Consider the following 26010-nt stretch of genomic DNA (forward strand, 5'->3'; position numbering starts at 1 on the left):
CGCCGGGCGGCGCGCCCGGGTTCTTCTCGATGTGCGCTGCGACGGAGGGGCTAGATGAGCGAGTCGGGGTCGTCGGAGACCTCGACGCCGGCCATCTGCTCGTGGACGCCGCAGAAGCGCGAGCCGGGACGGGCCATGTTGCGGCACTGGATGCCGTTCTCGCCCACGTACTCGCAGCGGTGGGACTCGCCGTCGTCGACGAGGTCGTCCTCGGCGACCACGTGGGAGAGGTCGCGCAGGACCCCCGCGGCGAGCGACTCGTTCTTGATGTCGATGTGAAGCCCCGTGAGGCGCGCGGCGAGGCGGGCGTTCTGGCCCTCCTTGCCGATGGCCAGGGAGAGCTGGTCGTCCGGCACGATGACGGTGGCGTAGCTGTTCTCCTCGTCGATGAGCACGCGGCTCACGCGCGCCGGCGAGAGCGCCGCGGCGACGCGGCGGGCCGGGTCGTCGCTCCACAGGACCACGTCGACGCGCTCGCCGCGCAGCTCGGAGACGACGGTGCGCACGCGGCTGCCCTTGGGGCCGACGCAGGCGCCCACCGGGTCGAGGTGCGGGTCGTTGGAGGAGACGGCGACCTTGGAGCGGACGCCGGGCTCGCGGGCGATGCTGCGGACCTCGACGATGCCGTCGTAGACCTCGGGGACCTCGAGCTCGAAGAGGCGACGGAGCAGGTCCGGGTGGGTGCGGGAGACCACGATGGGCGGACGCTGGCGCTCGCCGCGGACGGCGGGCTGGGTCGCGTTGGGGTCGCGGACGTCGATGATGATCGCGCGGAGGCGCTGGTTGTGCATGTAGCGCTCGCCCGCGGGGCGCTCGTTTCGCTCCTCGGGGTAGCGGCGCTGGTCGAAGTGGGGCAGCTCGGCCTCGACGCCCTCGCGGATCTTGATGATCGTGAAGTCGGGCGTGGTCTGCAGCACCGTGCCGGTGATGATGTCGCCCACGCGCTGCGAGAACTCCTCGTAGATCTGGACGCGCGCGGCGTTGCGCACGATGGCCTTGATCTCGGCCTTGGCGTGCTGGGCGGCGATGCGGCTCGTGTCGGGCGGGGTGACGTCGACCTCGTCGAACTCGGCGTACTCGCCGGTCTCCGGGTCCTCCTCGCCCTTGGGGACGAGCTCGTAGACGTAGACGCGACCGGTCTGGCGGTCGATGGTGACGCGGGCGCCGAAGGGCAGGTGCAGCACGTCGGTGTAGCTCTTGGCGAGCGACTGCTCGAGGCGGTCGATCAGGTAGAGCTGGTCGATGTGCTTCTCCTGGCACAGGAGCTCGAGGGCTTCCATCATCTCAGAGGCCATGGTTATCCTTTCACGCTTGCTTCTTCGCGTCCGACGCGGTGAAGTCGGGCTTGATCGTGCACTTCCTGATGTCATCGAAGGGGAGCTCGACGCGCTCCCCGTCGCACTCGAGGGCCACCGTGGCGTCCTCGATGCCGAGCAGGGTCCCGGTGTAGCGGCGCCTGCCCTCCCCCGGGGCCAGCGAGACCTGGACCGTCTGCCCGGCAAAGCGCGCGAAGTCGCGCGGCTTGCGCAGGGGGCGGGCCATCCCCGGGGACGAGACCTCGAGCGTGAAGCTCGAGGGGATGGGGTCGAGCTCGTCGAGGGCGTCGGAGATCCAGGCGGTCTCCGCGGTGACCTCGTCGAGCGAGATCGTGGGCGCGCCCTCGTCGGCGTGGTCGATGCGCACGCGGACGCACGGCGCCTTGCTCGCGCCGACGACCTCGACGTCGACGACGTCGATGCCGCGCTCGGCGGCGAGCGGCTCCAGGGCGTCGATGATCTTCTGCTCGAGGCCTTGCTTTGGCATGAACCCTCCTCACCTGCATACAGAAAGGAAGCGGGGCGAAAAGATCCACCCCACTTCCTACGATTACAGCTTCGAATACACAGGTAGTTTACGGTGTTTCTCGTTTTGCGTCAAATGGGGCTCCACGAGATTCCCACAAGCCGCGGGCGGACACGGGGCGGCGGGCTGACCCGTGAGGGTATGTACACCGACCCGCGGCGCCCGTCCTTATTGGCAGCCCATCTACCTGCGCAAACGCAACTCCGCAGATGTGGCGCGGTGTACATACCCTCGCCGGCTCGCGCCAAGTGCGCTCCGCGGGCGAGAAGGGCGCGGGGCCCGGGGCCCGGGCCTCCCCTACCCGCGGAGCTCGAGGCTCATGAGGGTCGCGCAGAGCTCGGAGCGGGCGATCGCCCGGCCGGGCTCGAGCAGGCCGTCGCCGGTGCCGGAGATGACGCCCTCGGCCACGGCCCAGGACATCGCGTCGGAGGCCCAGGCGGAGACGGAGGCGGCGTCGGCGAACTCGGAGAGGTCCGCGCGGGCGGAGACGTCCTCCCCCGCCGCGCGGGCGCGGTTGTGGAGCACGCAGGCGGCCTGCTCTCGGGTGAGCTCGCCGGAGGGCGAGAAGGACCCGTCGCCGTTGCCGGCGAACGTGCCGGAGGCGAGCGCCCAGGCGACGGGCGCCGAGTACCACTCGCCGGAGGGCACGTCGGCCGGCGGCGCGGCTGCGTCGGACTCCGGCTGGCCGGCCGCGTTCCAGAGGACCGCGGCGGCCTCGGCGCGGGTCACGGCGCGCCCGGGGCCCATCGTGCCGTCCCCGTAGCCGGCCACGACGCCCGAGAGCCACGCCCAGCGAAGGGGCTCGGAGTACCACTCGCCCTCCGCGGCGTCGGGGAACGGGAGGGCGTGCGAGCGAGAGTCGAGCGCCACGGCCCACTGGGAGGCGTGGTCGAGCCTGAGCCTGGCCGTGCCGTCGTCGGAGACGACGCCGGAGGTCTCCCACCGCAGCAGGCCGGCTGCCTCGTCGTAGCAATAGAGGTTGGCGTGGAGCCCCTCGTTCTTCTCGCCCAGGGGCGCGACGAGGGTCATGGCGAAGCCGAACTCGCCGTCGTGCGCGAGCGTCACCTGCACGACGCCCGCCTCCCCCGTCACCAGGTTGGTGACCTCGACGGGGATGCCGTCGGTGCCCGTCTCGACGCCCATGTCGAGGTCGTCGAAGGGGACGCCCGCAGGGACGTCGCCGCCCCAGATCTCCCACGAGACGCCGCCCTCCATCTCGAGCACGAGCGTCACGTCGCGGCCGGCGAGCTCCCCCAGCACCTCGCCGGGCAGCACCGTCTCGCCGTCCATGTCCACGACCACGCGGCCGCCCCTCTCGGCGCCCGCGAGCTCGTCGTCCACGTCGCCCCAGTCGGGGCCCGAGGGCGAGACGGGCGGGACGTAGGGCCTCGCGATGGAGAAGGAGACCGGCTCGCTGGTGGCGCCCGTGTGGGTGGCCGTCTCCGCCACGGTGGCGGTGACGGCGTAGGTGCCGGGCGCGGTGGGCGCGGCGGCGCTCGGGCCGTAGCTGGTGCCGCCCGTGCCAGCGTACGAGAAGGTCACGTCTGCGCCGGTGTTGGTGGTGCTGCTCACGATGGGTCGGACCGCCTCGCCGTAGGCCACGCTGTCGCAGGAGATCTCGATGCCGCCCGGGGCCTTGGAGACCATCCGCTCGGTACTCCGTATCCTTCCTCCGTGCCATTCGTCGGTCGCAATAACCTCTACAAGGATGTTCTTGCCAATGTCCTCCGCCGTCGGTGTATAGGAGGCCTCTGTAGCGCTGGAGATTATCTCACCGCTCCGGTACCACTGGTAGGTCACCGTCTCGTCGTCCTGCTTCCTATAGTTCGCCGTCAGGGTCTCGCCATACACGAAGTTGCCGCTGACCGAGGGGACGTTCTTAAGTATCGCCTTGTCGAGGGTGAGGGTCACGGTCTCCTCCGCAGGGTTCAGCGCGCCGCTGCCGCCGTAGGTGACGGTGAGGGTCAGGTCCTCCCCGATGGGGAGCCTCTTCTCCTTGGTGTCATAGGTCAGTTTGAAGGAGCCGTCGGCGTCGGCCGTGCCGGCGCTGGCAAGCACGGCGTCGCCCATCTTCAGCTCCACCGTGCCCTGGGCTGTGTCCAGGGCGCCGACCCCGTTGGACGTGGCGATGCCCGGCGTGACCTTGACGGTCAGGGTGTCGCCGTAGGTCAGCTTGGCGCTGGAAGGCTCGACCGTCAGGGCGCTGTCGGCGCGCTCGGTGGTGATCTCCGCGCTGGAGGTTGCCTCGTCGTAGTACTCGTCCGCCGCGCAGCGCGCGAAGAAGGTGTAGGTCGTGCCGGGCTCCAGGTCGGTGAACTTAGGCGACGCCTGCCACTCATCCGAGTCGGACGCCGGGGTCGGCGCGCCCTTCCCCTTCACGCAGGCGTAGGTCACCTCGCCATAGCCTGTGCCCGTGACCGCGTTCAGCGTCACGCTGGTGGCGGTCACCTGGCTGGCGGTGGGCGAGGAGAGGCTCTGGCCCGCCTTGGTGACGGTGATGGTGCAGCTGCCGCTGCTCTCGATCATGGTGCTGGTCTCTGGGGGCGTGTAGACGGCGATGATGGTGTAGGCCGTCTCGCTGGGCTTCCAGCCCTCCTCCGTCAGCTGGATGGACGCGCGTGCGTAGCCATAGCCGTTTACCGCCTCTGGCTCTCCCAGCTGGTTTTCCTCTGCCACCGTCCCCCGATAGAACGTCACGGTGCGGCCAGACATCGGGCCGCCCGCGGGTTTGGTGACATCAGCGTACAGGTAAACGCCGTCTCCGTAGGCGGCGCTGCTGTCGGATGTGTGCGCATAGACGCTCGCCATGAACTCGTTATGCGCGACGGACATGGTGCCGTTGTTGGTTACGAAACCTTCTCCCTTGAGGGAGCCGTCCCCGGTGACCGTGCCGTTATTGGTTAGGGAGAAGGACGGCGGCACCGTGATGCTCGTCCCCCAAGGGACGTTCACCGTGGCCCCTTCCGGGATGGTGATGCCACAGGGCAGGCTCAGGTCGCCCCAAACCGTATAGGTATTGTTGCCGCTGGGCCGGATGCCCTGGCCGTCGCCGCCGTCAGTCACTGTTCCTTGCCCGCCACCAATGTCGGCCCCGTAATAAGAACCAGCGCCGCCGGATACAACAACACCCTGGACGAGAATGATGACCGTTCCACAATCTTCACCAATTGCATTATTGCCCTTAGAAGCTGATTTGCCACCTATCCCTGTACCATTAAAGCCGGTTACTGATGATCCTCCAGCAACAGACAGGGAACCAGCGCCTTGAATGATGAGAGCGGCATTACCCGGCACATGAATCCCGGGCGCACCGTCGCTATTCCCTCCTGCGCCACCCATAAGGGTGTTGGTTGAGTTGTCGCTCAGGACCAGGGTCAGCGTTGCGCCGTCGGCAAGGTCAATGGGGCTTGTAGCCCGTGCGCCACTAGCATCATCGTAATTTGCGCCGGTAATGTTTGCGCCATCCAGAGTGACGGTCGCCGTCACGTTTTCCTCGACAACGATCTGGTTGCTCGCGCTCGTCCCGGTGACGGTGTAGCTGCCATTCTGAGAGATGGTGAGCGAGCCCGTGGAGATGTTGTGGGACACATCCGCCGCCCGCGCGGCGGCGGGCGTGGCGCTAACGGCGAGCAGGGCGCCCAGCGCTAGAGCGACCCCCCCCCTGAGCATCTTCACTACCGCACCCATGCGCTGACCTCCTCGTCCAGGGCCGCGGGCGGCCCGTCCTTCTCGGCATTTGAGACAATTATCGGGGAGAGTGGCGCGGAAGCGCAACGCCCCCTCGGCCGAACGGTCGCGACCTTGTCCGAATGGTCGGGCACCAATTCAAATCGAATATGACAGTCCCTTATGGCTCCTCAAGCCCGTGAGTCCTTATGAACTCGGTTGCGTCCGCAAACTCCTTCTTCTCAAGCGCCTTTAAAACTTCATCGAGCTTTTGCCGATCGAGGTATTGCCAGATACCGAGAACGGCCGCAGCGTCTTTCTCGGCTTTGTCAGCACGTTGGGAGTTGATGACCATCTTATGGACTGCAGAGGCCTCCGGAGTTGGAACCCGGACTAAATGACCCAGACAAGGAACCTTGATGGACTCTCTCGATAGGATGTCCGTGTGCCAGAGAGACTGTGCCGTCACTCCGACGTTGGTCTTAAGTGCATACTCAGTTCCTGACCCCCCCTTACCTATCAGGAACTCCACCTCGAGGCCCGATGGATCGAACAGCTTTGTCGTCCCGTGCATCACATCGGACTCCACAATAAACCCGCGCTCACGGGCTAGAGGGACAAGACTCGCAGCGGGCGTCGGGCGACGGAGATTGCAGACGAGGAAGTCGACGTCCATGGTCCTGATGTTTGGGTCAAATCCCCCGAGAAGTTTGCCCTCTCGATAGGCAAACTCAGCCCATGAGCCAACTAGTATCACATGGGGTAGACAGCCTGCTTCCTCGACAAGATCAAGCACCCTTCCATCCGACGCTTGTCGTCAAGTGCCCTCCGACGCCTGCGATCGGCCGCGGATTCTAAGCAACAAAAAACGGCCATCTACCTGCGCTTTCTTGCGTCTGCGCAGGTAGATGGCCGCTTAACAATCACGGGGCGTCGCAAACGACGGCAGCAACGGGGCGAGGGCCCCGCCCTCGGGAGCCCTACACGGCGACGATGTTCACCAGGCGGCCCTTGATCACGATGACCTTCTTGATCTGCTTGCCCTCGAGCTGGGCGGCGACGGCTGCCTTGGCGGCCTCCTCGATCTGCTCGTCGGAGGCGTCGGCCGGGACGGTCACGCGGCCGCGGACCTTGCCCTTGATCTGGACGGCGATCTCGACCTCGTCGGCCTTGGCCGCGGCCTCGTCGAACTCGGGCCAGGCTGCGTCGTAGACCGAGCCCTCCTGGTGCAGGGCCTCGTGCCAGAGCTCCTCGGCCCAGTGCGGGCAGATGGGCGCGAGCATGGTCACGATCGCGTTGGCGGCCGCGAAACACAGCGCCGCGTCGCGCTTCTCGGGCGCCACGTCGTTCACGTACTTGGACGCGGCGTTGGTGATCTCCATGACGGCGGAGATGGCGGTGTTGAACTGGCAGCGGTCGAAGTCGGCCGTGCACTTGAGGCCCATGGCGTTGACGGTGCGCCAGAGCTCCTTGCCCGCGGCGTCGAGGGTGCCCGCGCTCACGGCGCCGGCGGCCCCGCCCTGGGAGAGCAGCCACACGACGCGCCAGGCGCGCTTGATGAAGCGGTTGGCGCCGGCGACGGCCTCCTCGTCCCAGTTGAAGTCCTTCTCGGGCGGGGCGATGAAGAGGATGGCCAGGCGCATGGTGTCCGCGCCGAAGGGCTCGATCACCGAGGACGGCGGCACGACGTTGCCCTTGGACTTGGACATGGTGTCGCCGTTGGCGTCCTTGACCATGCCCTGGCAGAGCAGGTTCTCGAAGGGCTCGTCGCAGTCGATCATGCCGAGGTCGCGCAGGACCTTGGTGAAGAAGCGGCTGTAGAGCAGGTGCAGGATGGCGTGCTCGATGCCGCCGATGTAGTTGTCGACCGGCATCCAGCGGTCAACGGCCTCCTTGGAGAAGGGCAGCTCCTCGTTGTGGGGGTCGCAGTAGCGCAGGTAGTACCAGCTCGAGCACGTGAAGGTGTCCATGGTGTCCGTGATGCGGCGGGCCGGCTTGCCGCACTTGGGGCAGGTGGTCTCGTAGAAGGGCGCGTACTCCGCGAGGGTCTCGCCGGCGCCCAGGTCGAGGTTGTCCGGCAGCGTGACGGGCAGCTGGTCGTAGGGCACGGGCACGTCGCCGCAGCAGTCGCAGTGGATCATCGGGATAGGGTTGCCCCAGTAGCGCTGGCGGGAGATGAGCCAGTCGCGCAGGCGGAACTGCACGGTCTTGCGGCCGAGGCCCTGCTCACCGAGCCACTCGATGATGGCGTCGACGGCCTCGGAGTGCTTGCCGCCCTTCATGCCGGTGAACTGGCCGGACTGCACGAGGTAGCCCTCGGCCTCCATCGCGCAGGTCCAGTCGACGGAGGTCACGCGGAGCTCGCGCTCGTCCTTGAGCTCCTCGTAGAGCGGGTCGTCCTTCTCGCAGATAATCGGGGCGATCTCGAGGCCGTACTTCTTGGCGAAGTCGAAGTCGCGCTGGTCGCCGCAGGGCACGCCCATGACGGCGCCGGTACCGTAGTCCATCAGGACGTAGTCGGCGACCCAGATGGGGGCCGGGCGGCCGTTGACCGGGTTGATGACGTAGCGGCCGGTGAAGACGCCGTGCTTCTCGCGCTCCGAGCCCTGGCGATCGACCGAGGAGACCTTCTCCGCGGCTGCCTTGAGCTCGAGGAAGGCGGCCTCGTGCTCGGTGCCGGCCACGAGCTCCGCGGCGAGCGGGCTCTCGGGCGGCAGCAGGAAGAAGCTCACGCCGAAGAGCGTGTCCGGGCGCGTGGTGAAGACGGTGATCTTGGTGTCGGTGGGCGTGACGCCGTCCTCCGCGGCCAGGGCGAAGTCGATCTCGGCGCCCTCGGAGCGGCCGATCCAGTTGGCCTGCATCGCACGGACGCGCTCGGGCCACTTGCCCTCGAGGAGCTTGAGGTCGTCCAGGAGCTCCTGGGCGTAGTCGGTGATCTTGAAGTACCACTGGGAGAGCGGGCGCTTCTCGGGGATCGAGCCGCAGCGCCAGCACTTGCCGTCGACGACCTGCTCGTTGGCAAGGACCGTCTGGCAGCCCGGGCACCAGTTCACCGGCGAGGTGTCGCGGTAGACCAGGCCCTTCTCCCACATCTTGAGGAAGATCCACTGGCCCCACTTGTAGTACTCGGGGTCGCAGGTGTTGAACATGCGGTCGTAGTCATAGGAGAAGCCCATGCGGCGCATGGTCTTGGTGGCCTGCTCGATGTTCTGGTGCGTCCAGACGCTCGCCTGCGTGTTGTGCTTGATGGCGGCGTTCTCCGCGGGCAGGCCGAAGGCGTCGTAGCCCATGGGGTGCAGCACGTCGAAGCCGCGCATGCGGGCCTGGCGGGCCATGGCGTCGCCGATGGTGTAGTTGCGGGCGTGGCCCATGTGCAGGTCGCCGGAGGGGTACGGGAACATCTCGAGCACGTACTTCTTGGGCTTGCTCGGGTCCTCCTCGGTCTTGTAGAGCTCGTCGGCCTCCCAGGCCGCCTGCCACTTGGTCTCGATGGCCTCGGCGTCGTAGGCCGGGACCTCGAAGTTCTTCTCGGCGTCGCTCATCTGCGTGACTCCTTTGTGTGCGATGGTCAACCGTGCCATTGTAACAGCAACTCGCAGGGCCGCCGGGGTGTTCCTCCGAGAAGTGCGCTTCGCGAAACTTCTCTCCGGAACACCCCGGCGGCGAGACAGCCCCATGGGCACTCAATCGGTGAAAAGAAAGTAGGCCGCCCGGGCGCAAGGCGCCGGGCGGCCGACAGGGCTGGGTTCTTCTCGCCAGAAAAGGGCTAGCGATAGCTCACGGAGTGCTGGGAGTCCTTGACCACGACGTCGTGCGCGCCGCCCTCGACGATGGAGGTCGAGCTCACGAGCGTGAGGCGCGCCTTCTCCTGGAGCTCCTTGATCGTGAGCGCGCCGCAGTTGCACATCGTGGACTTGATCTTGTAGATGGTCTGGCCCACGCCCTCCTTGAGCGAACCCGCGTAGGGCACGTAGGAGTCCACGCCCTCGACAAAGCCCAGCTTGGTGGCGCCGCCCTGGTCGTAGCGCTGCCAGTTGCGGGCGCGCGCCGAGCCCTCGCCCCAGTACTCCTTCATGTACTGGCCGTTGACGTTGACGCGCTCGGTGGGGCTCTCGTCGAAGCGGGCGAAGTAGCGGCCGAGCATCATGAAGTCGGCGCCCATGGCCAGCGCGAGCGTCATGTGGTAGTCGTAGACGATGCCGCCGTCGGAGCAGACGGGCACGTAGACGCCGGTCTCCTCGAAGTACTTGTCGCGCGCGCGGCACACGTCGATGACCGCGGAGGCCTGGCCGCGGCCGATGCCCTTGGTCTCGCGCGTGATGCAGATCGAACCGCCGCCGATGCCCACCTTCACGAAGTCCGCGCCGCAGTCCGCGAGGAAGCGGAAGCCGTCCTCGTCGACGACGTTGCCGGCGCCGACCTTGACGGAGTCGCCGTAGTTGGCGCGGACCCACTCGAGGGTGCGCTTCTGCCACTCGGAGAAGCCCTCGGAGGAGTCGATGCACAGGACGTCGGCGCCCGCCTCGACGAGCAGCGGCACGCGCTCGGCGTAGTCGCGGGTGTTGATGCCCGCGCCGACCATGTAGCGCTTGTTGGCGTCGAGCAGCTCGTTGGGGTTGGACTTGTGCTGGTCGTAGTCCTTGCGGAAGACGATGCCCACGAGATGGTCGTTCTCGTCCACCACGGGCAGGGCGTTGAGTTTGTTCTCCCAGATGACGTCGTTGGCGCGCTTGAGCGTGATGTCCTTGTCGCCCACGATGAGCTTCTCGCGCGGGGTCATGAACTCGGAGACCTTCATCTGGTGGTCGTCGCGCGTGGGGCGGTAGTCGCGGCTGGTCACGATGCCGAGGAGCTTGCCGCGGGAGGAGCCGTCGTCGGTGACGGGCATGGTGGAGTGGCCGGTGCGCTCTTTGAGCTCCATGACCTGCTCCATGGTCATGTCCGGCGTGAGGGTGGAGTCGGACTCGACGAAGCCGGCCTTGTGGTCCTTGACGGCCTTGACCATGGCCGCCTCCTGCTCGGGGGTCTGGTTGCCGTAGATGAAGGCGAGGCCGCCCTCGATGGCGAGCGCCACGCCCATGTCCACGCCGGAGACGGACTGCATGATGGCCGAGACCATGGGGATGTTGAGGGAAAGCGCGGGCTCCTCGCCGCGACGGAACTTCACGAGCGGGGTCTTGAGCGAGACGTTGGCGGGAATGTTCTCCGCCGAGGAGTATCCCGGGACGAGCAGGTACTCGGAAAAGGTGTGGGACTCCCCCTCGAAGAACGTGGCCATGTGGTGGCTCCTCTCCCCGCCCGCGGCGGAAACAACCCCGTAACCAGATTTGAGCCATTGTAGCATCCGCTCACGGGTTTTTCAGCGACCGTTTGCCGAGAAGTACCAGCTCACGATAAGGACACGACGAGAAGGACGCGGACCCGTATACTTGACGAGTCGAGAGGGGGTTACCATGGAGAGCGGACGCGTGGCCGCTGCAGTGCGGCAGATCATGGACGAGACCGCGCGGCGCGAGCCGCGGGCCGGACGAAACGTCCTCATGCTGGCGTGGTTCGAGGACGAGATGGGCGCGCTGCCACCCAACCCCGGCGACTACGACATCATCTCGGCAACGGTGCCGCTCGGCGGGCTTTGCGGAGACGCCGCGTGCCCGGACGCCGATCGAAAGGTGCTCCTGGCGCTGTACTTCATGACCGAGCGGTTCGCTCAGAGCCTCATGCCCATCGCGGACGAGGGCTCGCCGCTCTTTCGCATGCTCACGACCGTCGCCACGAAGCGCCACCCCGTGCGCCGCGTCGACACGCCCGACCCCAACAAGGAGCTCATGCTCGACCTCTTTGCCGCTGCGGCGGTGGCCTACGTTGAGCGGCACGACGGCTGGGAGCAGCTGGTGGAGGCGCTCGGCGTCGCGATTATTGCCCTGGTCTCCCCCGTCATCCCCGAAGAGGCGCCGAAGGGTGCAGACGAGGTGCTCGCTGTTATCCTGCAGGAAATCTCCGCGCACCCGGAGTCCGTGAGCCTCTCTGCGCTGGCGCGGCGCTACTCATACAGCACCACGTACCTCTCCGAGCTCATCCATGAGCACTGTGGCATGACGTTCACGGAGCTCGTGGCCAAACAGCGCATGGAGCGCGCGGCCATGCTGCTGCGCGCGACGCAGCTGCCGGTACGCGAGGTCGCACGGCAGGTGGGCTACTCGGGGACGAGCAACTTCTACCGCGCATTCCGGGCGCAGTTTGGATGCGGACCGGCCGAGTGGCGGAGCCTGCACGTTGGGGACAGTCCCCAACAAACATATCGCGCGGGCGCCAAAAAATAACGGACATTGGTTTCCCAAAAATGGCTCGCAGAGAGACGTTTTCCCAGTTGAGCTTTTTCTTTCAGGAAACCAATGTCCGTTATTTTTTGGCGTGGGGCCGTAGCCACCTACTTGACGCGGGCTAGGCGGGCGTCGCGGACCTCGTAGATGCGGTCGGCCGCGGCGTCGAGGTCGCCCGAGTGCATGATGGCCACGACGGTGCGGCGACCGCGCAGGCCTGCGAGGTAGGCACAGAGCCGCGCGCTCGTGGCAGCGTCCAGGTTGGCGAGCGGCTCGTCGAGAAGGACCACCGGCTCCGGGCGCGAGAGGGCGCGAAGCAGCCCCAGCTTCTGGCGCTCGCCGAGCGAGAGGTTGAGCGGCTGGTCGGTTATGGCGCGCTCCGGCAGGTCGCCCAGGCCGAGCACGCGGGCGACCTCGGGGTCGGGCGCGGCGCCGAGGAGGTTATAGGCGAGGTCCCCTGTGAAGACGGGCACGGGATAGGTGAGATAGGCCGCGCGGAGGGCCTCCGGCGCGAGCGCGGCATCACCGTCGAGGTCGGCCGGGTCGGACAGCCCGCGTAGGAAGTCGAGCAGGCGCGACTTGCCCGAGCCGTTGGCGCCCTTGATCACCACGAGCTCGCCGGGACGGACCTCGAACTCACCGGCCCAGAGCCGCTTGCCGTCCGCGCCGCGCGCCGGCGTGGCCCAGAGCGTGCCGTCCACGCGCGCCGCCAGGTCCTTCTCGCCCGCCGTCACGAGCGCCTCGAACCCGGAGGGCTCCGCCGCTGCCGCGGCCACCTCGCGCAGGCGCTCGACGTGCGGCAGGTTGCCGCGCACCTGCGCCACGCGCTGCGCGATGGCAGTGAGCGGCATCTGCACGAGCTGCGCGAGCGAGTACGCCACGAGCACCTGGCCCACGCCCGCCCCGACCGTCAGGCAGCGCCACGCCGCGACCCCCATCATCGCCGCCGCGAGCGCGCAGGAGAGCAGCGCGGGGAGGTTGGAGATGAGCAGCTCGAGGAAGCGGTAGCGCGTCACCGTGCGCAGGAACGCCTCGGAGCGCTCGCGGTAGCGCGCAGAGAAGTACCCCTCGGCTCCGGCCGCGTTGACGGAGCGCTTGTTCTCGACGATGCGCTTGGACTCGCCGAGCCAGGCGTCCTGCACGGGGAGGACGTCACGCTGAAGCTCGGCGAGCGAGCGTGCGGGAAGCCGCAGTGCGAGCCAGAGGACGGGAGCGTAGACGACGACCAGCGCCGCCATCAGCGGGTCGATCAGCGCCGCGATGGCCACGGTCCCCAGGAGCGCCAGCACTGCCCCCGGGATGCGCACGCTTGCCCCGGCATAGAGCGTGCCGTAGGTGTCGGTCGAGTTCATGAGGACGTTCACGAAGTGGCCCTTCTCGTGCCGCGCGAAGGCGCGCTGCGGGGAGGCGAGGATGCCCCTGGCACAGGCCATAGCGCCGTCGAGAAAACGGCGCACCCCCAGCCACGTGGGCACCCACTCGCCGAGAAGGACCGTCGCGGCGGCGGACGCCACTGCGAGGACAAGGGCGACGGCAAGCGGCGCCCCGACGCCCGACGCCCCGCTCGAGAGCAGGTCGACGACATGCCCAACGGCGACGCTCGCTGCCGCCGCGATCAGCGTGGACGCCGCGACGCCCACGGAACGAACGACGTTGCGAATGTCCATGTCAACGAGCGGATATATGTTCTTCTCAATCATGGTCTCACCAATCCGGCGCGCTCGCGCCCTAGGGATGACTCTGTTAATTGGGGACAGTCCCCAATTAACAGAAAAGTTTTATGTGATTTGGGGACTGTCCCCAATTAACAGACGCGAGCGAGGCGAGCGTCGCGGATCTCGTAGATGCGGTCGGCCGCGGCGTCGAGGTCGCCGGAGTGCATGATGGCCACGACGGTGCGGCGACCGCGCAGGCCGGCAAGGTAGTCGCAGAGCCGCGCGGACGTGGCCGCGTCGAGGTTCGCGAGCGGCTCGTCGAGAAGGGCCGCGGGCTCCGGGCGCGAGAGCGCGCGCAGCAGGCCCAGCTTCTGGCGCTCGCCGAGCGAGAGGTTGAGCGGCTGGTCGGTGATGGCGCGCTCGGGCAGGTCGCCCAGGTCGAGCACGCGGGCGACCTCGGGGTCCGCCGCAGCGCCGAGGAGGTTGTCCTCGAGCGTGCCGGGTACCACGGGCACCGGATACGTAAGATAGGCGGCGTCGAGCATCCCCGGCTCGAGCGCGGCGTCCCCGTCGAGGTCGGATGGGTCGGAGAGCCCGCGCAGTAAGTCCAGCAGGCGCGACTTGCCCGAGCCGTTGGCGCCCTTGATCACCACGAGCTCGCCGGGACGGACCTCGAACTCACCGGCCCAGAGCCGCTTGCCGTCCTCGCCGCGCGCCGGCGTCGCCCAGAGCGTGCCGTCCACGCGCGCCGCCAGGTCCTTCTCGCCCGCCATGAGCGCCTCGAACCCGGAGGGCTCCGCGGCCTCCCCCGCGTGATCGCGCAGCAGCGCGAGGTTCGGCCGGTAGGCAACGTAGAAGCTCACAAGCGAGCAGATGTCCGCCATGGGCGACTGGAGCAGCGAGAAGAGCTGCCACGCCGCGACGACGGCCCCGAGCGTCATGCCGCCCGACATCCACAGCGCAACGCACACGGCGAGCGCCGCAACCTGGAGCGCTGGAGAGACGGCCGCGGGAAGCGTCGTCTGCGTGGCATCGGCAAGGCGGTGCCGGCGGAGAAACGCGCGGTACGCGTTCGTGCTCTTCTCAAATCGGTGCTCGTAGAACCCCTCGGCACCGCCGGCGTTGGCAACGCGCTTCTCCTCGACGAGCCGGCGGACCTCCTCCTGCCAGGCCTCGCGCGCGGGCATCATCTCCATGAGCAGGCGCCCGGCTGAGTGCATGGGACCCCAGTTGACAGCAAAGTACACGACCAGCCCGAGGAGAAAGACCGGCACGAGCAGGACGTCGACCGCCGCGGCACAGCCCAGCAGCGCCACGACCGCAATCGCGCACCCCACGACGTTCACGTTCAGGTAGACCGACATCGAGCCGTAGCCAAACGCCGCCGCGTTCACCACGTTGAGGTAGTGACCGGCGTCGTGGCGCTCGAAGGCTCGCTGCGGCATTGCGAGCAGCTGGTCGATCGCCTCGTCCGAGGCGTCCACCTCCGCGCGGAGGTTCGCCTTGAGCGGGAGCCAGTCATTAAGTGAAAACTTCGCGAGCGCTGCCGCGAGCGACACGACCAGAAACGCCGCCAGGCGCGCCGCGATCTCGCCGGGCGCGAGCTCGCCCGACGCCAGCCCGTCCACGATCGCCCCCAGCTGGTACGCGGCGCCCGCCGAGAGCACGGTGCCGGACGCCACGCCGAGCGCTAGCGCGAGGTTGCGCGCGCTCGGCCTGAAGAGCGGATAGGCCTTTCCGCCCGAGGTTCTGCTCTGCATGTTCTTCTCCTTCCACGAGACTGAAGTCATCGTAGAAGCGAGAAGAACGGCGCAGCTCAGGGGCGCGCCACGCCCGAAGCCGCGTCACCCGCAACCCGAAAATCCGGCGCACTCTGCGCAATGGGGACGTGTTTTTTCGTGCAGACGAAAAGGGACAGGTTTGCCCCGTCGCCGCGGGCAAACCTGTCCCAAGCGGTCTGCACGAAAAAACACGTCCCCTTTGTGCAGTTACACGCTGCCGCCGACGACGTCGTCGACGTTGACCACGACGTCATGCTTGGTGGGCACCCACTCGACCTTCTTGAACAGGGCGACCACGGTGATGGGGATGTAGGTCATCATGAAAAGCGGGAAGGTGAAGAGGTTGGTGAAGACGCGCCACTTCTTCTTGGCGTGGATGTGGCTGCGCTCGGAGATCGTGGTGATGATCGCCAGAATGAAGAAGACCACGTACATCGAGGCAAACGTCATGATGAGCGACCCCACGCACATGTCGAGCTCGCCCTGGGTGGCGATGAAGCCGTGGGAGAGCGAGCCCACGATGAGGTAGGTGGCGTTCACGAAGAAGGAGAGAAGCGTCAAGATCATGCCCGGCGCCACCGTCATGAGCATGTCGTAGCTCGCGAACCGACCCTTGGAGATGCCCTTCACCAGGTCGCGCCCGTAGCTAAAGAACACCTGGTAGAAGCCCTTGGTCCAGCGCATGCGCTGCGTCCAGGACGCCTTGAGGGTCACGGGCTGCTCGTCGAAGAACTCGGCAGGCGCGTAGCCGATCTGCACGTTGTTGGCGCAGCAGAAGGTGGAGAACTGGATGTCCTCGGTCAAGGTGTGGAAGCCCCAGCCGTGCATGCCGCGGACGATGCGCTCGGAGACCATCCAGCCCGAGCCGGAGATGGCGCAGCTCGTGCCCATCATCATGCGGGCGTTGTTGAGGAACTTGGCCTCGCGCAGAAACCACAGCGCGTAGGCGGCGCTGATCCAGCTGGAGTCGAAGTTCTTGGAGTTGCGATAGCCCGTGCAGACGAGGTAGCCCGCGTCGAAGGCCTGATTCATGACCTTGATGTAGTCGCGCGAGACGAGGTTGTCGGCGTCCATGACGATGAAGGCCTCGTACTTGTCGCCGTACTCGTTGAGGATGCGGTCGAAGCCGTAGTCCATCGCCCAGCTCTTGCCGCGGCGCGCGAGGTCGTTGCGGTCCCAGACGATGGCGCCCGCCTCCTCGGCCGCCGCGTGGGTGTTGTCCGTGCAGGCGTCGCAGACCACGAAGACGTCCATGAGCTCGCGCGGGTAGTCCTGGGCAAAGATCGAGCGCACGAGGTTGCCGATCACGAGCTCCTCGTTGTGTGCCGAGATGAAGAACGCGTAGCGGTGCTGCTTCTTGGCCTCGGGCAGGCGGACGGTGCCCTTGAACATCACGCGGATGATGTAGACGATCTGGTAGAAGTACGCCAGCGTGAAGAACAGCCAGATGATCAGGTTGAAGACGACGATCGGCGTGAGGCCGAGCCGGTTGAGCTCCATCATGGGCATGTGAGCGCACCCCTTGGGTCTTGTCGGCGGGTCGGACGGGCGGCCGCGTTCGGGCGGGCCGGGCGAGAAGGGCGGGCGGCCGCGTTCGAGCGGGTTGGGCCGGGTCAGGCGCCGAGCTGCGGGCAGATCTTCTCGCCCGCCGCCGTGCGGCCCATCGAGCGGTCCTTCAGAGATTTTAGTACATCGAGCAGGTCGTCCGGCAGCCGGTCGGCAAGCTCCACGGTCTCACCCGTCGCAGGGTGGTCGAAGCGCACGTGCCACGAGTGGAGGAACTGCCGGCGCAGGCCCAGGTTGAGCCGGTCGTCCCCGCGGCCGTAGAGCGGGTCCCCCACCAGGGGGTGCCCGATGTGGCGCATGTGCACGCGGATCTGGTGGGTGCGGCCGGTGTAGAGGTGGCACTCCATCAGGGTGTAGCCCTCGTCGCGCCGGAGCGCCTCGAAGCGCTCGAGCACGCGGAAGGTGGTGATGGCCTCGCGCGCGCCGGGCGCGTCGGAGACCGCCATGCGGATGCGGTCGCGCGTGGAGCGCGCGATGCCCGTCTCGATCGTCCCCTCGTCGTGGGCCACGTAGCCGTGGGTGAGCGTCACGTAGCGGCGATCGAGCACGCGCAGACGGATGAGGTCCTGCAGCGCCTTCTGGGTGGCGTCGTCCTTGGCGGCGAGGATGAGGCCCGTCGTGTCCATGTCGAGCCGGTGCACGATGCCGGGGCGCTCCTCGCCCTGCAGCATGCCCAGGTGATCGTAGCCGCAGTGGGCGACGAGCGCATTTGCCAGCGTGTCGTCCACGTGGCCGGGGCTCGGGTGGCACACGAGCCCCGCCTGCTTGGAGAGCACGATGAGGTGCTCGTCCTCGAAGCGAATGTCGAGCGGGATGTAGGGGTTGGGCGCGAGCAGGCCCCCCGCGGGCTCGGGCTCGTCCACGGTCGCGCGGACGCGGTCGCCGAGAAGGACCTTCTCGCTTTTGCTCGTTGCCGGGGTCTCGTTGATGGTGACCGCCCCGTCCTCGACGAGGCGCGCGCACGCGGAGCGGCTGGGCATGTCCGGGCCGGCCGCGAGGAAGGCGTCGAGCCGCATGCCGTCGGACTCGGGACCCACGAGCAGGTTCACGACGCGCTGGGGCATGGGGGTCACTCCCCCGCCGCGGCGCGCTCGCGGGCGGTGTCCCAGCGCCAGAACAGGACGAGGGCAACCGGCACGCCGCAGGTCACGAAGATGTCGGCCACGTTGAAGATCGCAAAGTCCATGAACGTGGTGGCGAAGAAGTCCGTCACGGCGCCGAGTGCGACGCGGTCGATGGCGTTGCCGATGCCGCCGCCCGCAACCGCCGCGAGCGTGAGGGTGAGCGCAAGCGGCACCTCGCGGCGCCGCCACGCCACCCACGCGCCAAAGGCCGCGATCGCCGCAGCCACGAGCACGAAGAGGGGGCCCGCGCCCTCGCCGAGCGAGAATGCGGCCCCGGTGTTGTAGACCAGCGACAGGTCCATCACGCCCGGGATCAGCGTGACGGGCTCGCCGGGAACGAGCGCGGCGCGCGCCGCGGCCTTGCTCGCCTGGTCGAGCGCCACGACGGCGGCCGCGACCAGGACGAACAGGACGAGCCGGCGCGCGCCCGAGCGCGCGGGCGCGAGCCGGCTCCGGACGGAATCGTCGCCGAGACCGCCCGGAACCCGCGCGTTCTTGTCGTCGAGGTCGCCGGCCACGCCTACTCCGCGGGGTCGAGCGCGGCGACGGCGTCGTGGCAGCGCGGGCACAGGCCGTCCTCGCCGACCTCGCGGAAGTTCCAGCAGCGCGGGCACTTCTCGCCACGGGCGGGCTCGACGGAGCAGGCCAGCTCGTCGCCGGAGACGACCTCGACCTCGGAGCACACGAAGGGCTCGGCGAGGTCGCAGCCCAGCTCGCCGACGAGCAGCTCGTAGGTCTCGGAAGGCACCGTGAGCGCGGCGCGCGCGGCCTGCGTGGTCTTCTCGGCGAGCGCGTCGGCGGCCACCGCGGCCTCGTAGGCCTTGGTGAACGCGGCGCGGGCCTCCACGACGGCGTCGTAGGCGGGCAGGTAGCGCTCGTAGACGTCGGCAGTCCAGGGCGCCTGGTACCAGTCGAGAAGGGCGGCGAACTCCTGGCCGTCGCGCAGGGACGCGGGCAGGTAGGCCATGGCCTCGTCGGTGGTGTAGACGAGGATCGGCTGCAGGTCGTGCACGAGCATCGAGAGGATCTGCGCCCACACCGTGAGGGCGGAGCGGCGCTCGTAGGAGTTCTTCTCGCCGCAGTAGACGCGGTCCTTGGTGGCGTTGAGGTAGCCGTTGGAGAGCTCGGTGATCACGTAGTCGTAGAGCGTGCGGTAGACCACGTTGAAGCGATAGGTCTCGTAGGCGGCGCTCACCTGGTCGTGGACCTGGCAGAGGCGCGCCAGGGTGAGCTTGTCGTACGGGAGGAGCTCATCGTAGGGCACGGCGTCGACGGCCGGATCGAACTGCCCCTCGATCTCGCCCAGGAGGAACCGCAGGGTGTTGCGGAAGCGGCGGTAGGCCTCGCCGACGTGGTCGAGAATCTGGCCGTCGCAGGGGATGTCGTTGGAGGTGTCGACCGAGGTGACCCACAGGCGCAAGATGTCGGCGCCGCGGGTGTCGCACTCGGCGTTGGGGTCGATGACGTTGCCGAGCGACTTGGACATCTTGCGGCCCTGGCCGTCGAGCGTGAAGCCCTGGGAGACCACGGACTTGTAGGGGGCCACGCCGTAGGCGCCCACGGAGGTCATCAGCGAGCTCATGAACCAGCCGCGGTGCTGGTCGGAGCCCTCGAGGTACATGTCGGCCGGGAACTTGAGGTTGTCGCGGTGGCGGCAGACGGCGGTGTGGGAGACGCCGGAGTCCCACCAGACGTCGAGGATGTCCTTGTTGGCCTTGAGGTGGTGCCCGCCGCACTTGGGGCAGACGCAGGCGTCGCCGAGGTAGCTCGCGGGGTCGTCGGTGAACCAGGCGTCGGAGCCCTTGGTGCGGAAGAGCTCGATCACGGCGTCGAGGGTGTCGTCGTTCATGACCGTGGCGCCGCAGTCCTGGCAGGTGAAGGCCGGGATGGGCACGCCCCAGTTGCGCTGGCGGGAGATGCACCAGTCCGGGCGCCCCTCGACCATCGAGCCGATGCGCTTGATGGCGTGACTCGGGTAGAAGCTGACCTTGGAGAGCTCCTCGAGCGCCTGCTCGCGGAGGCTCTTGCCGCCGCGCAGGGGCTTGTCCATCGAGACGAACCACTGGCTCGTGGCGCGGAAGATGACGGGCTCCTTGCAGCGCCAGCAGTGCGGGTAGCTGTGGTTGATGTCCTCGTGGAGGATCAGCGTGCCGCGCTCGCGCAGCCACTCGATGATCTTGGGGTTGGCCTCGTTGACCTCCATGCCGGACCACGGGCCGCCGGTCCCCATGCCGTCGCCCACGAAGAAGCGGCCGTCGTCGTCGACGGGCATGACCGTGGGGATGCCGAACCTCTGGCCGGCGAGGTAGTCGTCGACGCCGTGGCCGGGCGCGCAGTGGACGATGCCCGTGCCGTCGTCGAGCGTGACGTAGTCGGCGTAGATGAACTCGCCCGTCTCGCCCTGGTCGGCAAAGATCGGCTGCTTGTAGCGGTTGTGCGCGAGGGCCTCGCCGGTGGCGCGCCAGGGCTGCCCGTCCGCGCCGCGCACGAGCTCGACCTCGCCGTAGCCAAACTTCTCGCAGCAGCGCGCGGCGAGCGCCTCCGCCACGATCTCGGCGCGGCCGTCGTGGACCAAGGCCACGTAGGTGGCCTCGGGGTGCAGGATGACGGCGTCGTCGGCGGGAAGGGTCCAGGGCGTGGTGGTCCAGATGTCGACCCACAGGCGCCCGGCCCACTCCTCGAGGCCCTCCGGGACAGTGGTCATCTCAAAGCGCACGAAGATGGCGGGGCTGACCTCGTCACCGTACTCGATCTCGGCCTCGGCGAGGGCGGTGTGGCAGTGGGAGCACCAGTGCACCGGCTTGGAGCCCTGGACGATGGCGCCGGCGTCGAAGATCGCCTTGAAGATCTCGACGTCGGTGGCGTCGTAGTCGTTGACGTAGGTGAGGTAGGGGTTGTCCCACTCGCCCAGGACGCCCAGGCGCTTGAAGCCCTGGCGCTGGGTGTCGACCTGCTCGACGGCCATCTTGCGGCAGAGCTCGCGGATCTTCTCGGTGGGAAGCTGGTTGAACTTCTCGGTGCCGAGCATGGTCTCGACCTTGTGCTCGATGGGCTGGCCGTGGCAGTCCCAGCCGGGGACGTAGGGCGTCTGGAAGCCGCGCATGGACCAGTAGCGGTTGATGATGTCCTTGGAGATCTTGTTCTGCGCGTGGCCGAGGTGGATCGGGCCGTTGGCGTACGGGGGGCCGTCGTGCAGGACGAACTTGTCGTGCCCCTCGTTCTTGGCGATCATCTGCTCGTAGACGTGGTTGGCCTCCCACATGGCGAGGCGCTTGGGCTCGTTCTGCGCGAGGCTCGCGCGCATGGGAAAGCCCGTGCTCGGCAGGTTGGTCGTCTTCTTGTACTCGTTTTTCGCCACGCTCTCCTCCTTCGCGACCCAAAGGGGGGCGCCCCGTTGGATCATCTCTCCCGGACACGAAAAAACGCGCCCGTCCCTCCTGCTGGGACGAAGCGCGCCTGCGACTTCGCTTGTGAACCACCCAGCGAGCGGATATCCGCCGTACTCGGCTGGCCTGTCTCGGCGGCCACTCCGGCGACGCCTACTCGCGAGAGGCAGGACCACAGGTCCGGACTCCCCCGCTTTGGGGCCGCGGCTCGGGGGTGATCTTCGCCGGGACGCGACCGCGGGCTCCCACCATCCCCGCTCTCTCTGGGTCGCGCGCCCCCGGGTACTCTCCCCGTCAACGCCTCGAGTCCGTATGGTAGCACGGTTGGGCATGCGGCACGTGCGCGAACCTGCGTTGGCAAAAAACCTGCGAAGTGCGCGACCTCCGGAGGGGAGAGGCCGCGGGGGCACCCCGAGCCGCCTCGTCTGTCCAGCTCGCCGGAAGCCATCGGACCCTCCTGACGCCCGGACCGGGAGGCCGTCGCTCACTTGGGCGCTATTTTGCCAACAGCCCGCCCGTGCGCCGCCCCGGCCGGCTCGCAGGCCTCCGAACCCCGCGCGGAGCGCCCCGCCGCACCCCACTCGTTACTACCACCCGACCGCAAACGCCCCTCTCGCCGAAAAGTGCTCGCGCGCGGCCCGACCGCACATCACAGTGGGACGCGAAGCCACGGAAGGGGGACCCATGCCAGACCGCAAGTACCTCGAGCTCCTCTCGGAGAAGTTCCCCTCGGCGCAGTCGGTCTACACCGAGATCATCAACCTCGAGGCCATCCTCAACCTGCCCAAGGGCACCGAGCACTTTGTCTCGGACGTCCACGGCGAGTACGACGCCTTCAAGCACATCCTCAACAACTGCTCGGGCGTTATCCGCGAGCGCGTGGCATCCACCTTCCGCTTTGAGCTCACCCACGACGAGCAGGCGGACCTGTGCACCCTCATCTATTACCCGCACCGCAAGCTCCGCCGCCTCAAGGCCTCGGGCAACGTGACCGAGGAGTGGTACGCCATCACGCTCATGCGCCTCGTGCGCCTGGCGCGCTACCTCTCCGACTCCTACACCCGCTCCAAGGTCCGCAAGGCCATGCCCGTCGAGTACGCCTACATCATCGACGAGCTCCTCCACGCCTCCCCCGGCGAGGGCGAGCAGCGCCAGAGCTACCACCAGCGCATCATCGACACCATCGTGGACACCGGCTCGGCGGATGACTTCATCGTGAGCCTGGCGTCGCTGATCAAGCGGCTCGCCGTGGACCACCTGCACCTCGTGGGCGACGTCTTCGACCGCGGCTCGCACGCCGACAAGATTCTCGACCGCCTCATGGAGTACCACTCCGTGGACCTGCAGTGGGGCAACCACGACATCGTCTGGATGGGCGCCGCGGCGGGCTCGGCCACGTGCCTTGCCGCCGTGATCCGCAACAACATCCGCTACGACTCCCTCAAGATCCTCGAGAGCGCCTACGGCGTCTCCCTGCGCGAGCTCGCCCTGTTCGCGGAGGCGACGTATCGCGCGGACGACGCCATGACGCCACTCGAGAAGGCGATCTCGGTCATCCTCTTCAAGCTCGAGGGGCAGACCATCCGGCGCCACCCCAACTGGCACATGGAGGACCGGCTGCTGCTGGGCGGCGTGGACCCGGCCTGCGGCGTCGCGTGCGTGGGCGAGAAGGACTACCGGCTCGTCTCGAGCGACTTCCCCACCCTCGACCCGGCCGACCCCTACGCGCTCTCCGACGACGAGCTGCGCGTGATGGACAACCTCCTCGAGGCCGTGCGCACCTCCTACAAGCTCCAGACCCACGTGAACTTCCTCTACGAGCGGGGCAGCGCCTACCTCGTCCACAACAACGACGTGCTCTTCCACGCCTGCGTCCCCATGAACGAGGACGGGACCTTCCACCCGGTCAACCACCAGGGGCAGCTCCTCGCGGGCAAGGCCTACTACGACTACGCCGACCGCCTGGCCCGCCGCGCCTGGCACGAGCACGACGAGGTCTCGCTCGACTGGATGTGGTACCTCTGGTGCGGCCGCTACTCGCCGCTCTCGGGGCGCGTGGTCAAGACCTTCGAGCGCACCTACTTCACGGACCGCTCCACCTGGGCAGAGCCGCGCGACCCCTACTACGCCCTCACGGACAACCCCGAGGTCTGCCGGCGCATCCTCGAGGAGTTTGGCGCGGATCCCGAGCACGGCCACATCATCAACGGCCACACGCCCGTGCACGCCTCCGAGGGCGAGAAGGCCGTGCGCGCCGGCGGGCGGCTCGTGGTCATCGACGGCGGCTTCTGCCAGGCCTACCACAAGACGACGGGCATCGCCGGCTACACCCTCATCTCCGACCCGCGCGGCATGCGCATCAAGGCGCACCGCCCCTTCGGCTCGATCGCCGACGTGCTCGACCTCAACGCCGACATCATGAGCGACGACGACCGCTTCGAGGTGAACCCGCGCCCCCTCACGATCGACGACACCGACACCGGTGCCGACATCCGCGAGCAGCTCGCCGACCTGCGCGCCCTGCTCGACGCCTATCGCTCGGGCGAGCTCCCCGAGCGCACCGCCCACTGACCTGCACGTTGGGGACTGTCCCCAACGTGCTGCTAATTGGGGACTGTCCCCAACGTGCGGGTCCCGGGCGGCGGGCGGACGCGGGAGATTGTCTGGTCGCGCGCGCCCTCGGGGATGAACCATCATTATTTGGGTATCAGAGAACCCAAGTACCGCAACGCATGAAGGGTTACCACGAAAGATGGACATGAACGAGAACAAGCGGCGCCGCTCGATGCTGCTCTACGTGCTGATCGCGATCATCGCGTACCTCGCCATTAGCCAGGCGCTCGGCACCAACCTCACGGCGAGCCGCGTGACCCACGTCGAGTACAGCCAGTTCGTCGACATGGTCGAGAAGAACGAGGTGACGCAGGCGGAGTCCGTCTACGGCAACCCCGAGATCACCTTCACGACCGGCGAGGGCGACTCCCAGAAGCTCTACACCACGGTGCTGTGGAACGGCACGGAGCAGTCGACCGCCCAGCTGCTGGACGACCACGGCGTCACGATGGTCTCCGAGATCCAGGACACCTCGAGCGACCTGTGGCTCATGCTGCTCGTCTCCTACGGCCTGCCGATCCTCATCTTCCTGGGCATCGGCTGGTGGCTCAACCGCCGCATGAAGAAGGCCATGGGCGACGACGGCCCCTCGATGAACTTCGGCGGGGGCGGCTTTGGCATGGGCGGCGGCCTGGGCAAGTCCAACGCCAAGGAGATCAAGGGCGAGGACACCGGCGTCACCTTCAGGGACGTGGCCGGCCAGGACGAGGCCAAGGAGTCGCTCCAGGAGATCGTGAGCTTCCTCAAGAACCCCGAGAAGTACAACGAGATCGGCGCGCGCTGCCCGCGCGGTGCGCTTCTGGTGGGCCCCCCGGGCACGGGCAAGACGCTGCTCGCCAAGGCCGTCGCCGGCGAGGCGGGCGTGACCTTCTTCCAGATCGCCGGCTCCGCCTTCGTCGAGATGTTCGTGGGCCGCGGCGCCGCCAAGGTGCGCGACCTCTTCAAGCAGGCCAACGAGAAGGCCCCCTGCATCATCTTCATCGACGAGATCGACGCCGTGGGCAAGCGGCGCGACAGCTCCCTCTCCTCCAACGACGAGCGCGAGCAGACCTTGAACCAGCTCCTCTCCGAGATGGACGGCTTCGACAACCACAAGGGCATCGTGGTGCTCGCCGCCACCAACCGCCCCGAGACCCTCGACCAGGCGCTGCTGCGCCCGGGCCGCTTTGACCGCCGCATCCCCGTGGAGCTGCCCGACCTCACGGGCCGCGAGGCCATCCTCAAGATCCACGCGGACGACGTCAAGATGGAGCCGGGCATCGACCTGGGCGTGGTGGCCCGCTCCACGCCGGGCGCCTCGGGCGCCGACCTCGCCAACATCATCAACGAGGCCGCGCTGCGCGCCGTGCGCTTTGGACGGCGCCGCGTGACCCAGGAGGACCTGCTCGAGTCCGTGGACGTGGTCATCGCCGGCGAGAAGAAGAAGTCGACGGTCCTCTCCCCGCACGAGAAGGAGGTCGTCTCCTACCACGAGACGGGGCACGCCATCGTGGCCGCCATGCAGAAGGGCGCAGCTCCCGTCTCCAAGATCACGATCGTCCCGCGCACCTCGGGCGCCCTGGGCTTCACGATGCAGGTCGAGGAGGACGAGCACTTCCTCACCACGCGCCAGGAGGCCAAGGACAAGATCGCGGTGCTCTGCGGCGGGCGCGCGGCCGAGGAGCTCATCTTCAACGAGATGACCACCGGCGCCTCCAACGACATCGAGAAGGCCACGCAGCTCGCGCGCGCCATGGTCACACAGTACGGCATGTCCGACAAGTTTGGCATGGTGCAGCTCGGCCAGCCGGCCAGCCGCTACCTCGGCGGCGGGCAGCAGCTCACGTGCTCGGAGGGCACGGCGCAGGAGATCGACGCCGAGGTCCAGGCGCTCGTGGAGGAGGGCCACCAGACGGCCCTGCGCACCCTGCGCGAGAACCGCTTCAAGCTGCACGAGATCGCCCACTACCTCCAGAAGAAGGAGACCATCACCGGCGAGGAGTTCATGAACATCCTCACCCGCGACGACGGCTTCGCCCCCAAGATGCCGACGCCGACGGAGTAACCTCCCAGGGCGA

Annotated in this window: 15 protein-coding genes and 1 pseudogene; 3 read left to right on the forward strand and 13 right to left on the reverse strand. The window is 67.7% G+C overall.

Features of this window, described 5'->3' with window-relative positions:
• Positions 1–50 precede the first annotated feature (50 nt).
• The 7 genes and pseudogenes from nusA to NW198_RS02650 form a co-directional block, all read right to left on the reverse strand.
• Positions 51–1295, reverse strand: a complete 1245-nt coding sequence (gene nusA, locus NW198_RS02625) for a transcription termination factor NusA (protein ID WP_087315822.1) — start codon at positions 1293–1295, stop codon at positions 51–53.
• Between the two features lie 10 nt (positions 1296–1305).
• On the reverse strand, positions 1306–1803 hold the full coding sequence (gene rimP, locus NW198_RS02630; RefSeq protein WP_258339891.1) for a ribosome maturation factor RimP: 498 nt from the start codon (positions 1801–1803) through the stop codon (positions 1306–1308).
• A 336-nt stretch (positions 1804–2139) separates the two neighbouring features.
• Complete coding sequence (locus tag NW198_RS02635; RefSeq protein ID WP_258339892.1) at positions 2140–4905, reverse strand: S-layer homology domain-containing protein; 2766 nt, start codon at positions 4903–4905, stop codon at positions 2140–2142.
• Positions 4906–5088: 183 nt separating this feature from the next.
• Positions 5089–5529 (reverse strand): annotated as a pseudogene (locus tag NW198_RS09655) (carbohydrate-binding domain-containing protein); the annotation flags it as partial.
• A gap of 160 nt (positions 5530–5689) precedes the next feature.
• Positions 5690–6304, reverse strand: a complete 615-nt coding sequence (locus tag NW198_RS02640) for a nucleotidyltransferase domain-containing protein (protein WP_258339893.1) — start codon at positions 6302–6304, stop codon at positions 5690–5692.
• Between the two features lie 184 nt (positions 6305–6488).
• A complete protein-coding gene (gene leuS / locus NW198_RS02645; protein WP_258339894.1) occupies positions 6489–9050 on the reverse strand; it encodes a leucine--tRNA ligase in 2562 nt (853 codons plus the stop codon).
• 224 nt (positions 9051–9274) lie between these two features.
• Positions 9275–10786: an IMP dehydrogenase gene (locus NW198_RS02650; RefSeq protein ID WP_087315828.1), complete on the reverse strand. Its 1512-nt coding sequence runs from the start codon at positions 10784–10786 to the stop codon at positions 9275–9277.
• Positions 10787–10961: 175 nt separating this feature from the next.
• Between NW198_RS02650 and NW198_RS02655 the strand changes: the two genes are divergently transcribed.
• On the forward strand, positions 10962–11828 hold the full coding sequence (locus tag NW198_RS02655) for a helix-turn-helix transcriptional regulator (protein ID WP_258339895.1): 867 nt from the start codon (positions 10962–10964) through the stop codon (positions 11826–11828).
• A gap of 107 nt (positions 11829–11935) precedes the next feature.
• Here the strand turns inward: NW198_RS02655 and NW198_RS02660 are convergent, their stop codons facing one another.
• The 6 genes from NW198_RS02660 to ileS all read right to left on the reverse strand — a co-directional run bounded on the left by NW198_RS02660 (position 11936) and on the right by ileS (position 21258).
• On the reverse strand, positions 11936–13528 hold the full coding sequence (locus tag NW198_RS02660) for an ABC transporter ATP-binding protein (RefSeq protein WP_258339896.1): 1593 nt from the start codon (positions 13526–13528) through the stop codon (positions 11936–11938).
• A 104-nt stretch (positions 13529–13632) separates the two neighbouring features.
• Entirely contained in the window at positions 13633–15243 is a 1611-nt protein-coding gene (locus NW198_RS02665; protein WP_258339897.1) for an ABC transporter ATP-binding protein, read from the reverse strand.
• 228 nt (positions 15244–15471) lie between these two features.
• Entirely contained in the window at positions 15472–16764 is a 1293-nt protein-coding gene (locus NW198_RS02670; RefSeq protein WP_087315895.1) for a glycosyltransferase family 2 protein, read from the reverse strand.
• Between the two features lie 113 nt (positions 16765–16877).
• Positions 16878–17894, reverse strand: a complete 1017-nt coding sequence (locus tag NW198_RS02675; RefSeq protein ID WP_258339898.1) for an RluA family pseudouridine synthase — start codon at positions 17892–17894, stop codon at positions 16878–16880.
• A 5-nt stretch (positions 17895–17899) separates the two neighbouring features.
• Positions 17900–18472, reverse strand: a complete 573-nt coding sequence (gene lspA, locus NW198_RS02680) for a signal peptidase II (RefSeq protein ID WP_258339899.1) — start codon at positions 18470–18472, stop codon at positions 17900–17902.
• 2 nt (positions 18473–18474) lie between these two features.
• Complete coding sequence (ileS, locus tag NW198_RS02685; RefSeq protein ID WP_258340009.1) at positions 18475–21258, reverse strand: isoleucine--tRNA ligase; 2784 nt, start codon at positions 21256–21258, stop codon at positions 18475–18477.
• A 766-nt stretch (positions 21259–22024) separates the two neighbouring features.
• Here ileS and NW198_RS02690 point away from each other — a divergent pair.
• Together NW198_RS02690 and ftsH are read left to right on the forward strand one after the other, a co-directional pair.
• Positions 22025–23911, forward strand: a complete 1887-nt coding sequence (locus tag NW198_RS02690; protein WP_258339900.1) for a fructose-1,6-bisphosphatase — start codon at positions 22025–22027, stop codon at positions 23909–23911.
• 181 nt (positions 23912–24092) lie between these two features.
• On the forward strand, positions 24093–25997 hold the full coding sequence (gene ftsH, locus NW198_RS02695) for an ATP-dependent zinc metalloprotease FtsH (RefSeq protein WP_204204673.1): 1905 nt from the start codon (positions 24093–24095) through the stop codon (positions 25995–25997).
• Positions 25998–26010: the final 13 nt, after the last annotated feature.

Source organism: Thermophilibacter sp. ET337, assembly GCF_024733715.1.
GTDB lineage: Bacteria > Actinomycetota > Coriobacteriia > Coriobacteriales > Atopobiaceae > Thermophilibacter.